The organism is Nocardioides sp. Root240 (genome assembly GCF_001428825.1).
Taxonomy (GTDB): Bacteria; Actinomycetota; Actinomycetes; order Propionibacteriales; family Nocardioidaceae; genus Nocardioides.
Genome location: NZ_LMIT01000003.1, coordinates 37,718 through 51,273 on the forward strand (window position 1 = coordinate 37,718; position 13,556 = coordinate 51,273).

Consider the following 13,556-nt stretch of genomic DNA (forward strand, 5'->3'; position numbering starts at 1 on the left):
GGTCGGCGCGGACTTCGTCCGCGCCACCGCTGACGCGGCCGCCCCGCGGGTGATGGTCTGTTGCGCGCGATGACCCCCTCGAGTGGGCACAAACCGCAGAAAAATCGGCCGAGAACCTGCGGTATGTGCCCACTCGAGGGGTGTGCGCGAGCGCCGGACCGCCACCCGACCGGCGGACCCAGCCACCCCCCCAGCCCGCTCGTCGCTGCCGCCTGAGAACCCCACCACCCACGCCACCGCAGCCGTGAAGGCAGCCAGCACCTACCTGACCCACGCATGTGTCAGGAGAGCCCGAAATCGTTGCTTTGGTCAGGGACTACCGCAGTGGGCTAATGCTCGTCGTAGTGGGCGCCGTGGGCGGCGTGGCGGTGGCCGTCGTGGACGTAGTCCACGTGGTCGTCGTGCGGTACGGCGAGGTGGCCGCACCCCGGGCCGTGCGCGTGCGGGTGCTCGGAGCACGCCTCGTGTTCCGGCAGCTCGCCGGCGGGGAACGGCTCGCGCAGGCGGGCCCGGTGGCGGGTCCAGATGCCGATCGGCCAGGCGACGACGTAGCAGGCCAGGGCCAGGAGCACGATCGTCGGACCGGTCGCCACCGTCGCCTTGTACGAGGCGAACGTGGCGGCCACGAGGCCGCCGACCGACGCCACGGCGCCGAGGGCCATCGCGGCGACGATCGTGGCCCGGAAGGACCGGGTCACCTGCTGGGCGGTCGCGACGGGCACCACCATCAGGGCGGAGACCAGCAGCAGGCCGACGGTCCGCATGGCGACGGTCACCGACACCGCGGCGAGGACCGCGACGAGCACGTTGTAGTAGCGGACCCGCAGGCCGGCGACGCGGGCGAACTCCTGGTCCTGGGCGACCGCGAACAGCTGCGGAGCCAGGCCGACGCACAGCCCGATCACGGCGATCGCCAGCACCATCGTGATGATCACGTCGCTGACCGAGAGCGTCGTCAGGGAGCCGAAGAGGTAGCGGTTCAGCGCGGCCGCGCTCTCGCCGCCGAGGCCGCTGAGGAAGATGCCGCCCGCCAGGCCGCCGTAGAACAGCAGCGCCAGGGCGACGTCGCCGTTGGTCTGGCCGCGCTCGCGGATCACCTCGATCAGCACCGCGCCCAGCACGGCGATCACCACGGCGGTCCACACCGGCGACGTCCCGGTCAGCAGACCGAGGGCCACACCGGTGACGGCGACGTGACCGATGCCGTCACCCATCAGGGCGAGCCGGCGCTGGACCAGGAAGGTCCCGATCGCGGGCGCGGCGAGGCCGGTCAGCAGGGCGGCGATCAGCGCGCGCTGCATGAACGGCAGGGAGAACAGCTCGACGGGGGTCATCGGCCCTCGCCCCCGATCCGGTCGGCCGGCGCGTCGACGGGCGCGACCACACCGGGCACGTGGTCGGTCGGGCCGGAGGAGTGGTGATGGTGGTGCGTGTGCGGCTCGCCGAGCCAGGGCTGGTGGACCTCGTGGTCGCGCAGCGGGGCGCCGTCGTAGACGATCCGGCCGTCGCGCATCACCAGGGCGCGGTCGACCAGCCGGGCCAGCGGGCCGAGCTCGTGGGCGACGAGCACGATCGTCGCGCCGCGCTGCTTGAGCTGGGAGAGCGTGTCGGCGAGCACCTGCTGGTTGGGCAGGTCGACGCCGGCGGTGGGCTCGTCGAGGAAGAACAGGTCCGGCTCGCCGGCGAGCGCGCGGGCGATCAGCACCCGCTGCTGCTGTCCGCCGGACAGGGTGCTGACCGCGTCGCGGCGCCGGTCCGCGAGGCCGACGACCTCGAGGGCGTCGTCGATCGCGGCACGGTCGGCGCGCGAGAGCGGGCGCAGCAGGCGGCGGCGGGTGAGCCGGCCCGCGGCCACGACCTCCCAGACGGACGCGGGTACGCCGGCGGCGGCCGTCGCGCGCTGGGGCACGAAGCCGACGCGCTGCCAGTCGTCGTACGACGCGAGGGGGGTGCCGTGGAGGCGCACCTCGCCGGAGACGAGCGGCCGCAGCCCGACCATCGCCCGCACGAGGGTGGACTTGCCGGAGCCGTTGGCGCCCATCAGCGCGACGAACTCGCCGGGCAGGACCGTCGCGTCGATGCCGCGCAGGATCGGCCGGCCGCCGAGGGCGACCGTCCCGTTGCGGACCGCGACCGCGGGTTCGACGCCGGTCATCGGCAGCCGTTGGCGGCCTGCAGCGCGACCAGGTTGTCCTTCATGAGCGAGAGGTAGTCCGCGTCCGAGTCCGCGTCGGACAGGCCCTCGATCGGGTCGAGGACGCCGTTGGTGAGGCCGAGATCGGTCGCCAGGCCATCGCCCAGCGCGGGCTCGAGCGGCTCGCTGAACACGGTGGTGATGCCCTCCTCCTTGACCAGGTCCTGCAGCTGCGCGAGAACGGCGGCCGTCGGCTCGGCGTCGGGGGAGAGCCCGACGATCGGGGCGATGTGCAGGCCGTACTTCTCGAGGTAGCCGAACGCGTCGTGCGACACCACGATCGTGTCACGGGTGCAGTCGGCCAGACCAGTCGTGTACGACGCGTCGAGCGCCTCGAGCTGCTTGCGCAGCGCGGCCGCGTTGGCCGTGTAGGTGTCGGCGTTCTTCTCGTCGATCGAGGCCAGCTCCCCGGCGACCGCGTCGCTGACCGCGGCGACGCGCAGCGGGTCCTGCCAGAAGTGCGGGTCGAGGTCGCCGTGGTCGTGGTCGTGCTCATCCTCGTCCGCGTGCTCCTCGTGCTCCGCGGCGGACTCGTCCACCGGCACCAGGTCGGCGAGCGCGGCGACGTCGAGCGTGTCGCCCGTCGCGTTCTGCGCGACGCTGTCGTCGACCGCCGGCTGGAAGCCCGCCTCGTAGACGACCAGGTCGGCGTCCGCGATCTGCGCGGTCTTGGCGACGTCGAGCTCGAGGTCGTGCGGCTCGGAGCCGGGCCTGGTCAGCAGCTCGACGTCGGTGTCGGTGCCCTCACTGACCCGCTCGGTCAGCCAGGCGAGCGGGTAGAACGCCGCCGTGACCGTCGGTCCGGAGCCGCCGCTCGACGTGCCGCCGGACTCGCTGAAGGCCGAGCAGCCGGAGGCGAGCAGGGCGGCGGTGGACAGGACGGCGACAGCGGAGGCAAAGCGCATGAGAATCATTCTCAACTGCGGTCGTCGTCCGGTCAAGTCGGCGCTCACCCCAGGAGCGAGGCCAGCTCCCGTCCGACGGCCCGCAACGGTGCATCGGTACGCCGGGCGCGGCTCACCAGCAGGGCGCCCTCGATCGCGCTGACCACCAGCGCGGCCCGGTCGGCCGCCTCCTGCGGGGGAGTGCCGCGCGAGGAGAGTGCCCCTGCCAGCAGCTCCTCCCACTCCCCGAACGCCGCCCCGGCAGCGTCCCGCGCGCCGGCCGCGTCGTCGGGCGCGAGCGCCGCGGCGGCGATGGGGCACCCGGCGGCGTAGTCGCTGCCGAGCAGCACCCCGGACCAGTGGTCGACGAGCAGGTCGACGGTCGCGACCGGGTCCGCGCTGGCGACCAGCTCGGTGATCAGCGACGAGATGAGGTCGCCGGCCCGCCGGGTGGCGTCGCGGGCCAGCTCCTCCTTGCCGCCGGGGAAGTGGTGGTAGATCGAGCCCCGCGGCGCCTTGCTGTGGGCGACCACATCGCGCAGCGAGGTGGCGGCCACGCCGCGCTCGCGGAAGAGCGCGATCGCGCTGTCGAGCATCGCGTCCCGCGGTGAGCGTCTCGCCATGGGAGCGCTCACACCCTTTCCAGGCGAGCGGGCACGTACTTGTGCCACGGCGTGCCGGCGATGTCGTCGCGGTGGTGCAGGGACGTCAGCTCGTTGGGGGCGACGCCCGGCGTGCCGTCCGGGTGGGCCACGCCGAGACCGTTCGGCAGCGAGACGTGCCCGGGCTGCAGCGTGTCCGTGACCTCGACCGTCGCGACCGCGGCGCCGGCCTCGGTGACCACCCGGACCGAGTCGCCCGACCGCACGCTCAGTGACCAGGCGTCGTCCGGGCTGATCCGCAGGGCGCCGCCGGCGTCGCGCCGCCGCCAGGAGGGGTCGCGGATGATCGTGTTGGCGGTGAACGCGCGCCGTTCGCCCGCGGACAGGACGAACGGGAACTCCTCGCTCGTCCACGAGCTCGGCTCGTCAGCGAGGCCGCGGAGCCGCTCGACCAGCTCGGGGATCTCGATCGTGAAGCGGCGGTCGGGGCGTCGTACGTAGTCCCAGGCCTGCTCGTGGTCGTCGCGGGTGAACACCACGGCCTCACCGGTCAGGATCCGCTCGAACAGCTGGTTGCCGGGCTCGAAGCCGGTGCCGGTGAAGCCGGCCCGCGCCACCGGGCCGGGCTGGTTCATCGCGCACAGCTGCGCGACGCCCCACAGGGCGGCCGTGCCGCGGGCATCGCCCAGGGTGGGCCCGAGGGTCTCGTACAGGACGTGCCCGGCCAGGCCCATCAGCCGCGGGTCCGCGCCGACGGCAGCGAAGAACGCGTCGGCGTACGACGCCAGGCCGGCCTCGGCCGCGACGCGGAGCGGCTCCAGGGAAGCCTCGTCGACGACGTTGAGCGCACGGACCACGCGTGCGTAGATCTCCGGCTCGGCCAGGGTGCCCGGCAGCGGGTCCATCAGCGGCGCCCGCAGGTGGAAGACGTTCTCCGGGAAGTCGACGTTGAAGAAGGTGCACTCCCACTTCTCGAACTGCGTCGACGCCGGCAGGACGTAGTCGGCCTCGAGGGCGGTCTCGGTCATCGCGATGTCGATGACCACGCTGAGGTCGAGCCGGCGCATCGCGCGCCGGAAGCCGGCGGAGTCGGCGAGCGAGTGCGCGGGGTTCACGCTGTCGATCCACATCGCCCGGAACCGGTCCGGGTGGTGGGTGTCGATCTCCTCGGCGATCGAGTTGCACGGCACCAGCCCGGAGATGATCCGCGCACCGGTCACCGGCGTGACCTTCGAGCCCCCGCCTCCGCCGCCTCCGGCGAGCGCCGCGAACATCGAGTGCAGGAACATCGCGCCCTGCTTCGCGAAGTTCCCCGTGAGGATCCAGAGCATCTTGTTGAGGTAGGAGCCCAGCGTGCTGTGCGGCGCCTGCTGGAGGCCGAGGTCCTCGTAGGTGCACACGCTCTGCGCGGCGGCGATCCGCCGTGCGGTGCTGCGGATCAGCTCCTCGTCGACGCCGCAGCGTTGTGCGAAGTCGGCGACGTCGATCTCCCGGTACGCCGCCAGGACCGGCTCCGCGCCGGTGGTGTGGTCGCGCACGAAGTCGTGGTCGACCAGGTCCTCCTGGACGAGCACCGCACCGAGCGCGGCGAGGCACCACGCGTCGGTGCCGGGCCGCACCTGCAGGTGGACGTCGGCCATCGCGGCGGTCTCACTGACCCGCGGGTCGATGACGACCATGGTGCGTGCCGGGTCGGCCGCCATCTCCTTCAGCACCGGGCGGGCGCGCGGGAAGGAGTGGGACTGCCACGGGTTCTTGCCGATGAAGACCACGACCTCGGCGTGCTCGAAGTCGCCCTTGGTGTGGCCGCCGTAGAGCCGGCCGTCGACGTACATCTCACCGGTCTTCTCCTGCGCCAGCGCGTTCGAGCGGTAGCGCACGCCGAGCGCGGCCTGCAGGGCCTGGCCGTAGCCGGCGCCGAGGTGGTTGCCCTGCCCTCCGCCGCCGTAGAAGAAGATCTTGTCGCCGCCGTGCTCGTCGCGGATCGCCGCCAACCGCTGCGCGATCTCGGAGATCGCGGTGTCCCAGTCGATCTCCTCGTAGCTGCCGTCCGTGCGACGCCGCAGCGGGCTGGTCAGGCGCGGCGTGCCGTTCTGGTAGCGGTCCAGCCGCAGCGGCTTCTCGCAGGTGTAGCCGGCCGAGCTCGGGTGGGACTTGTCGCCGCGGATCCGCAGGAGCTGCCGGTCCTCGACCTGCACCTCGATCCCGCAGTTGCACTCGCAGAGGATGCAGGCGGTCTTCTGCCAGGTGGTGGTCATCGAGGCTCCTGTCGGACGGCTATGACAACTGTCATAGTCCGGGGCGTGGGGTCCTGCGTCAAGGGCGTCGCGGCTGCGTAGAGTCGCCCCGTGCTCGTCGTCAACCGGTTCCGCGCGGGTGCGGACCCCGCCTCCCTGCGTGCCGAGCTCGAGCTCGTGCACGGGCTCCTCGCCGGCCAGACCGGGTACGTCGCCGGCTGGGTCGGGCGCAACCTCGACGACCCGGACCTGTGGACCCTCACCACGACGTGGGTCCACGTCGGCGCCTACCGACGCGCCCTCTCGTCCTACGACATCAAGCTCCACGGCGTCCTCGTGCTGAGCCGCGCGATCGACGAACCCGGTGCCTACGAGGTCGTGGAGCCCGGCGAAGTGCTCAATGTCGCGGAGCCTCGCGTAACCTGAGCACCTGCTCCCGCGAGTTCGCAGACACACCACGCCCGGCAGCCAGCCGGGCTCGTCCCATAAAAGGATTCCCCGTGGCCAAGCCGCCCCCGTCCACCGTCGACCACGTCGTCTCCCTCGCGAAGCGCCGAGGCTTCGTCTACCCCTGCGGGGAGATCTACGGCGGCACCCGCTCGGCCTGGGACTACGGCCCGCTCGGCGTGGAGCTCAAGGACAACATCAAGCGCCAGTGGTGGCGCGCGATGGTCCAGAGCCGCGACGACGTTGTCGGCCTCGACTCCAGCGTGATCCTGCCGCGCCAGACCTGGGAGGCGTCCGGCCACGTCGCGACGTTCAACGACCCGCTGACCGAGTGCCTCTCGTGCCACAAGCGCTTCCGCTACGACCACCTGCAGGAGCAGTACGCCGAGAAGAAGGGCATCGAGAACCCCGACGACGTCGACCTGAAGGACGTCGCCTGCTCGAACTGCGGCGCCCGTGGCTCGTGGACCGAGCCGCGTGAGTTCTCCGGCATGCTCAAGACCCACCTCGGTGTCCTCGAGGACGAGTCGGGCCTGCACTACCTGCGCCCCGAGACCGCGCAGGGCATCTTCCTCAACTTCGCCAACGTGGTGACCTCGCAGCGGATGAAGCCCCCGTTCGGCATCGCGCAGATCGGCAAGAGCTTCCGCAACGAGATCACGCCCGGCAACTTCATCTTCCGCACCCGCGAGTTCGAGCAGATGGAGATGGAGTTCTTCGTCAAGCCGGGTGAGGACGAGGAGTGGCACCGGTACTGGATCGAGGAGCGCACCCGCTGGTACGTCGACCTCGGCATCAACCCCGACAACCTGCGCCACTACGAGCACGCGAAGGAGAAGCTGAGCCACTACTCGAAGGGCACCACCGACATCGAGTACCGCTTCAACTTCGCCGGCTCCGAGTGGGGCGAGCTCGAGGGCATCGCCAACCGCACCGACTTCGACCTCTCGACGCACGCGGAGCACTCGGGCAAGGACCTGTCGTACTTCGACCAGGCCAACAACGCCCGCTACGTGCCCTACGTCATCGAGCCCGCAGCCGGCCTCTCGCGCAGCCTGATGACCTTCCTCGTCGACGCCTACGCCGAGGACGAGGCGCCCAACACCAAGGGGGGCGTCGACAAGCGCACCGTGCTGCGGCTCGACCCGCGCCTGGCGCCGGTCAAGGTCGCCGTGCTGCCGCTCTCGCGCAACGAGGACCTCACCCCGAAGGCGCGCGCCGTCGCGACCGAGCTGCGGGCGCTGTGGAACATCGAGTTCGACGACGCCGGCGCCATCGGCAAGCGCTACCGCCGCCAGGACGAGATCGGTACGCCGTACTGCGTCACGATCGACTTCGACACCCTCGACGACCAGGCGGTCACGGTCCGCGACCGCGACTCCATGGGCCAGGAGCGCGTCTCGCTCGACAAGCTCAAGGGCTTCTTCGCCGAGCGGCTCGTCGGATGCTGACGGGCCGCACCCGGCTGGCTCGGCCGGCGCTCGCCGCGGGCCTCGCCCTCTGCGTCGCCGCCGGCCTGGCCGGGTGCGGCTCGGACGACGGCAAGGACGCCAGGGACGGCAAGGAGTCGACGTCGCCCAGCCCGACGGAGTCGACGAGCGCGCCGGCGGCGTACCTCGACGTACCGGACGGCGTGACGCTGACCGAGCCCGGCACCGCGCTCGCCCTCGGTGAGGAGGGTGTGGTCGCCTTCCAGCGCCGCCAGGACCAGATCGGCGTGCTCGCCGTGACCGTCGAGCGGATCGAGCGGACCACCTTCCAGGACTCCTTCGTGGGCTGGAACGTCGACGACGCCACGGCCGCGCGCACGCCGTACTTCGTGCGGGTGAAGGTCACCAACGTCGGCGACACCGACCTCGGCGGGGCACGCCTCGACAACGTCGTCTACGCCAATGACGGCAGCACGCTCGAGGCCCCGAACTACTACACCGCCCAGCAGCAGCCCCTGTGCGTCGGCGGTGCGCTGCCGGCGGTCTTCGCCAACGGCGCGAGCGCCGAGCTGTGCCAGGTCTACTTCGTGGCGCCCGCCCAGACGCTCGTCAGCATCGACTTCCCGCCCTACGGCGGGCTCGACGACATCACGTGGACCGGCGAGCTGAGCCCGGTGACCCCGCTGAAGCCCGTCAAGCCCGGCAGGAAGGGTGGCAGGAAGGGCGCCGGGAAGGGCGCCGGCGCGACCCCGTCGGCCACCGCGACCGCCACGGCGTCGGCCACCGCGACCCCGTGACCGCCCTGCAGCTGGGCTCCCTCGAGGTGCCCGTCCCCGTGGTGCTGGCGCCGATGGCCGGCATCACGAACGCGGCCTACCGGCGGCTGTGCGCCGAGCACGGCGCCGGGCTGTACGTCTGCGAGATGATCACCAGCCGCGGCCTGGTCGAGGGCGACGACACCACGAAGCGGATGCTCGTCTTCGACGATGCCGAGAAGGTCCGCTCCGTGCAGCTCTACGGCACCGACCCGAGCTACGTCGGGCAGGCCACCAGGATCCTGTGCGAGGAGTACGGCGTCGCCCACGTCGACCTCAACTTCGGCTGCCCGGTCCCCAAGGTCACCCGCAAGGGCGGCGGCGGCGCGCTGCCGTGGAAGCGCAACCTGCTCGGGCGGATCCTCGAGGAGGCGGTGGCCGCCGCGGCGCCGTATGGCGTCCCGGTGACCATGAAGACCCGCAAGGGCCTCGACGACGACCACCTCACCTACCTCGACGCCGGCCGGATCGCGCAGGAGTCGGGCGTCGCCGCGATCGCGCTGCACGGGCGGACCGTCGCGCAGGCCTACTCCGGCGAGGCCGACTGGGACTCCATCGCCGCGCTCGTCGACCACGTGGACATCCCGGTGCTCGGCAACGGCGACATCTGGGAGGCCGCCGACGCCGTACGGATGATGGCGCAGACCGGTGCTGCCGGTGTCGTCGTCGGCCGGGGCTGCCTGGGCCGGCCGTGGCTCTTCCGCGACCTCGCGGCGGCGTTCGGCGAGGGCGGCCCTGCGGAGACCACGCTGCCGACGCTCGGCGAGGTGACCGCGATGATGCGCCGTCATGCCGAGCTGCTGTGCGAGCACATGGGGGAGGAGCGGGGCTGCAAGGAGTTCCGCAAGCACGTCACGTGGTACCTCAAGGGCTTTCGCGCGGGTGGCGAGCTGCGTCGCTCGCTCGGGCTCGTCGACTCGCTCGCAGCCCTCGACCGGATGCTCGCCGAGCTCGACCCGACCGAGCCGTTCCCCGTCTCCGAGCTCGGTGCACCCCGCGGGAGGCAGGGTGCACCCCGTCACAAGGTGGTCCTCCCGGAGGGCTGGCTCGACGACACCGACGGCCTGTGCGAGGGCGGATCCGGCCTCCTCGAGGACGTCAACGAGACCACGGGCGGGTGACCCGTCTCACCCCTCGACGCGGATTGTTGATTCGTGAACCACTGATGGGGTGTGCTCTACTCGATCGATGCCCAGGCCTCGGTCAGGGTTCTCGGACGACCTGCAAGCGAGAAGCAAAGGATCAGCGCGTGGCCACCAGCCACAAGCGGGAAACCGCGCGACGTACACCCCGAGCCGGCCTCCTGGCCGGCTCGCTGGCCGTCCTGGCGACCGGTGCGGTCGTGTCCGCCGGGGTGCTCAGCTCCCCGGCCCCGGACCCCGACCTCCTCGCCACCGACGGCAACGCTCCCGCCGGATCAGTGGCCGCCGCGACCCGCGACCTCCCGGTCCTCTCGCGTGGCGGCACCGACCGCTCGGCCGACGCCGTCGGCTCGCGCGTCGACCGCATGGTCGCGGCTGCGGCCACCGCGAAGGCGGTCGCCGGTGCCGACCGCAAGCGGTGGACCACCGCCTCCCTGAACCTCTGGACCCGTCCCGACAAGGCCGGCCGCAAGGTCGGCGAGATCGGCGACGGCGAGAAGGTCCTGATCACCGGGCGCAGCTACGCCGACCGCGTCGAGATCGTCGTCGGCGGCAAGGCCCGCTGGGTCACCACCGGTCACCTCAGCGACGAGAAGCCGCTGAGCATCGCCGCCGACTGCACCAACGGCACCACCGTCCCGGCGGCGGTGAGCCCCAACATCAAGAAGGTCCACGAGGCCGTCTGCGCGAACTTCCCCGAGATCGGCACCTACGGCACCTTCCGCGGCGACGGCGAGCACGCCCAGGGCATCGCGGTCGACATCATGGTCTCCGGCCCGCGCGGCTGGGAGGTCGCGGAGTTCGTCCGCGCCAACGCCTCTGCGCTGGGTGTGGCCTACGTGATCTTCTCGCAGAAGATCTGGTCCGTGGAGCGGTCAGGCGAGGGCTGGCGGGGCATGTCCGACCGCGGCTCGGTCACGGCCAACCACTACGACCACGTGCACGTCACGACGTACTGACTGCGCCGGTGCCACCCGGTCAGGACAGGCCGCCGTCGTCCCAGTGACCCTGGGGATCGACGGCCGGCTGGTCGGCGACCTCGTGGAGCAGGTCGGACGCCGAGTGGGCGTTGCCCGGGGTGGATCCGGCGAGCAGTGCCTCCTCGCCCTGCTCCTGGGTGAAGCCCGGCGGGATGACGACCAGGCGCAGCCGAGTGCGGTCGGAGAGGGCGAGGGTCAACAGGTGGGTGTCGTCCCGGGGGAACGAGCCCACCTTGACGTAGCCCCGGGCGACCGGGACCCGACGGACCACCGGCTCCCAGTCGGGTGGCGAGAACACGGCCCGCGCCACCCGCGGCCGGTCCGGCGGGAAGTGGTCGACCAGGTCGGCCAGCTCCACGGCGAGGTCGCGGCTCCGGGGCCACCACGCCCCGTCGACCGCGTTCCGGTCGTCGGGCGCCGCCAGCCGGAGTCGCAGCTGGCCGCCGGTCGCGGTGGGAGCAGATGAGATGGAGCTGTTCGACGTCGCCATGACGTCCGCCTCTCGGCCGGTTCTGACATCCGGACGGATGCGGGGTACCGGCACTTCACGACCAGCCTACCCTTGGCGCGAAGCCAGACCCGTCGGCCAGGCGATCCCGAGCGCGACGATGCCGGCACCGGTCACGCGCACCAGCACCAGCCCCGTGCCGCGGCTCGGCGGGAGCAGGCCGACCTTGATCCTTCCGTGCCGCGTGAAGACCTCGTTGGTCTCGAGTGCGTCCCAGTCGCGCTCGGCGTAGACCAGCCGGTCGATCTTGCCCCGGTCGGCCGGGAAGGCATCGATCAGGTGGGCGGCCTCGCGAGTCAGGTCGCGACAGTACGGCGTCCACCGGCCACCCAGCCGCCCCTCGGTGAACTCGTCCGCCAGCTCCAGGCGCAGGGCGCCGAGCGGCTGGGGGTGCCGATGGGGATAGGGGAACTCGCGGACACTCATCGTGCCGCCTCTCGTCGTGGCCGCGGGCCGGGTGCGGGCGTGCACCAGGACGTCGACCTGTCCCGATCGTAGCCCTGCACCCGCGGCGCCCTCACCAGAGCTGGAACGCCGAGGTCTCCAGCACCAGGCAGGTCGCCGCCATCCAGCAGGCGGAGATCGCGGTGCACAGGCCCAGCAACCGGTCGGTGCCCCTGTTCGTCGCTGAGGGCGCGACGACGACGCGCCAGGTACTGAGTCCGAGGGCGATCGCGAAGACCGCCGCGGCCTGTCCGAGCTCGATGACGTGCATGGGCTGCCTCCGCTCGTCGCTGCTGGTTCGTCGGTGGATCAACGAGCGAGTCGCCGTCGGGCAACGGCCGGGCGGGCCCTTTCCGGCCATGCACCCGTCGCGCCGGCACACCGATAGGGTCGCGTCGTGGACCAGGTCGAGGGGCGGTACGACGCGCACGCGCGCGAGCGGATCGTCCCGGAGCCGCCGAAGCGGGTCGAGGCGCCGGAGCGGCTGCCGTTCGAGCGGGACCGGGCGCGGGTCGTCCACGCCGCTTCCTTCCGCCGGCTGGCGGCCAAGACCCAGGTCGTGGGTCCGCAGAGCGACGACTTCGTCCGCAACCGGCTCACCCACAGCCTCGAGGTCGCCCAGATCGCGCGCGACCTGTCCCGCGCGCTCGGCACCCACCCCGACATCACCGAGACCGCCGCACTCGCGCACGACCTCGGCCACCCGCCGTTCGGGCACAACGGGGAGCGGGCCCTCCAGGAGCTCGCGACCGACTGCGGCGGCTTCGAGGGCAACGCCCAGACCCTGCGGCTGCTGACCCGGCTCGAGGCGAAGAGCGCCGACGCGGCGGGGGAGTCCGTCGGGCTCAACCTCACCCGCGCGACCCTCGACGCCTGCACGAAGTACCCGTGGAGCCTCGCCGACGCGCCTGCCTCGGCCGGCGGCAAGTTCGGGGTCTACGCCGACGACCGCCCCGCCTTCGACTGGCTGCGCCGCAGCGCGCCCTCCGGCCGCAAGTGCGTGGAGGCGCAGGTGATGGACCTCGCCGACGACGTGGCCTACTCCGTCCACGACGTGGAGGACGGCGTCGTCGCCGGCAAGGTCGACCTGACCCGCCTCGACACCGCCGCGGTCTGGGAGACCGTCCGCGACTGGTACCTCCCCGACGCCACCGACGCCGTCCTCGACGACGTCCTCGTCCGGCTGCGCGCGGTCGGCAGCTGGCCCCGGTCGTCGTACGACGGCAGCCGGGCCGGTCTCGCCGCCCTGAAGAACGTGACGAGCGACCTCATCGGCCGGTTCTGCGGCGCGGTCCAGCAGGCGACCTTCGCCGCGTCGGAGGGCCCCTTCGTCCGCTACGCCGCGGACCTCGTCGTCCCCGCGGACACGTGGGCGGAGATCACGGTGCTCAAGGGCGTGGCCGCGCACTACGTCATGGGCGACGCCTCGCGGATCGCCCAGCAGGTGCGCCAGCGTGAGCTGCTGGCGGAGCTGGTGGAGGTGCTGTTGCGCACCGAGGGGCGCGACCTCGACGGGTCGTTCGCGCTCGACTGGGCGCGCGCCGGCGACGACGCCGCGCGGATGCGCGTCGTGATCGACCAGGTCGCCTCGCTCACCGACGCCAGCGCGGTCGCCTGGCACCAGCGCCTCGTCGGCTGACGACTCCGTCGGACGAGGAGGTCGCGCAGCGTTTCCCGTCGTTGGTCGAGTAGGGCGAGCCCCTGGGCGAGCCCGTATCGAGACCACCCTCCGGGGTCTCGATACGCGCGTCGCGGCTTCGTTCCTCAGCCGCGGCGCTACTCGACGTCCCCGGCCTGTCCGCCCCGTTGCTCGTTCCTCGCAACGCGTCGGGCCGGTGAAAAACGACCGACCGGCCGCAACCGTGAGGTTGCG

14 protein-coding genes are annotated in these 13,556 nt (G+C 72.2%); 6 read left to right on the top strand and 8 right to left on the bottom strand.

Translation table 11 applies throughout. The features are described from left to right. Window positions 1–329: 329 nt before the first annotated feature. The 5 genes from ASE20_RS07415 to ASE20_RS07435 are packed head-to-tail and all read right to left on the bottom strand — an operon-like array spanning window position 330 to window position 5,938. On the bottom strand, window positions 330–1,334 hold the full coding sequence (locus ASE20_RS07415) for a metal ABC transporter permease (RefSeq protein WP_056893940.1): 1,005 nt from the start codon (window positions 1,332–1,334) through the stop codon (window positions 330–332). Further along, window positions 1,331–2,155, bottom strand: a complete 825-nt coding sequence (locus ASE20_RS07420; protein WP_056893941.1) for a metal ABC transporter ATP-binding protein — start codon at window positions 2,153–2,155, stop codon at window positions 1,331–1,333. Before ASE20_RS07420 ends, ASE20_RS07415 begins: the two co-directional genes overlap by 4 nt. Next, a complete protein-coding gene (locus ASE20_RS07425) occupies window positions 2,152–3,099 on the bottom strand; it encodes a metal ABC transporter substrate-binding protein (RefSeq protein WP_056893942.1) in 948 nt (315 codons plus the stop codon). The genes ASE20_RS07420 and ASE20_RS07425 overlap by 4 nt, the downstream gene beginning before the upstream one ends. Window positions 3,100–3,143: 44 nt before the next feature. Further along, window positions 3,144–3,701, bottom strand: a complete 558-nt coding sequence (locus ASE20_RS07430) for a TetR/AcrR family transcriptional regulator (protein WP_056893943.1) — start codon at window positions 3,699–3,701, stop codon at window positions 3,144–3,146. An 8-nt stretch (window positions 3,702–3,709) separates the two neighbouring features. After that, on the bottom strand, window positions 3,710–5,938 hold the full coding sequence (locus ASE20_RS07435; RefSeq protein WP_056893944.1) for a molybdopterin-dependent oxidoreductase: 2,229 nt from the start codon (window positions 5,936–5,938) through the stop codon (window positions 3,710–3,712). Between the two features lie 90 nt (window positions 5,939–6,028). On the opposite strand from ASE20_RS07435, the gene ASE20_RS07440 reads away from it, so the two are divergent. The 5 genes from ASE20_RS07440 to ASE20_RS07460 all read left to right on the top strand — a co-directional run bounded on the left by ASE20_RS07440 (window position 6,029) and on the right by ASE20_RS07460 (window position 10,710). Next, window positions 6,029–6,343, top strand: a complete 315-nt coding sequence (locus tag ASE20_RS07440; protein ID WP_056893979.1) for a hypothetical protein — start codon at window positions 6,029–6,031, stop codon at window positions 6,341–6,343. A gap of 74 nt (window positions 6,344–6,417) precedes the next feature. Beyond that, window positions 6,418–7,815 (top strand): glycine--tRNA ligase, encoded by a 1,398-nt coding sequence (locus ASE20_RS07445; RefSeq protein WP_082612242.1) that lies wholly within the window; start codon window positions 6,418–6,420, stop codon window positions 7,813–7,815. Next, complete coding sequence (locus tag ASE20_RS07450) at window positions 7,809–8,591, top strand: hypothetical protein (protein ID WP_056893945.1); 783 nt, start codon at window positions 7,809–7,811, stop codon at window positions 8,589–8,591. Before ASE20_RS07445 ends, ASE20_RS07450 begins: the two co-directional genes overlap by 7 nt. Continuing rightward, a complete protein-coding gene (dusB, locus tag ASE20_RS07455) occupies window positions 8,588–9,730 on the top strand; it encodes a tRNA dihydrouridine synthase DusB (RefSeq protein ID WP_056893946.1) in 1,143 nt (380 codons plus the stop codon). The genes ASE20_RS07450 and dusB overlap by 4 nt, the downstream gene beginning before the upstream one ends. Window positions 9,731–9,858: 128 nt before the next feature. Next, window positions 9,859–10,710 (top strand): hypothetical protein, encoded by an 852-nt coding sequence (locus ASE20_RS07460; protein WP_056893947.1) that lies wholly within the window; start codon window positions 9,859–9,861, stop codon window positions 10,708–10,710. 19 nt (window positions 10,711–10,729) lie between these two features. Here the strand turns inward: ASE20_RS07460 and ASE20_RS07465 are convergent, their stop codons facing one another. From ASE20_RS07465 to ASE20_RS07475, 3 genes are all read right to left on the bottom strand, one after another. Next, a complete protein-coding gene (locus ASE20_RS07465; protein WP_056893948.1) occupies window positions 10,730–11,221 on the bottom strand; it encodes a DUF5994 family protein in 492 nt (163 codons plus the stop codon). 66 nt (window positions 11,222–11,287) lie between these two features. Continuing rightward, entirely contained in the window at window positions 11,288–11,665 is a 378-nt protein-coding gene (locus ASE20_RS07470; protein ID WP_056893949.1) for a DUF5994 family protein, read from the bottom strand. A 91-nt stretch (window positions 11,666–11,756) separates the two neighbouring features. Continuing rightward, complete coding sequence (locus tag ASE20_RS07475; RefSeq protein ID WP_056893950.1) at window positions 11,757–11,954, bottom strand: hypothetical protein; 198 nt, start codon at window positions 11,952–11,954, stop codon at window positions 11,757–11,759. A gap of 126 nt (window positions 11,955–12,080) precedes the next feature. On the opposite strand from ASE20_RS07475, the gene ASE20_RS07480 reads away from it, so the two are divergent. Next, window positions 12,081–13,322, top strand: a complete 1,242-nt coding sequence (locus ASE20_RS07480) for a deoxyguanosinetriphosphate triphosphohydrolase (RefSeq protein ID WP_056893951.1) — start codon at window positions 12,081–12,083, stop codon at window positions 13,320–13,322. Window positions 13,323–13,556 lie beyond the last annotated feature (234 nt).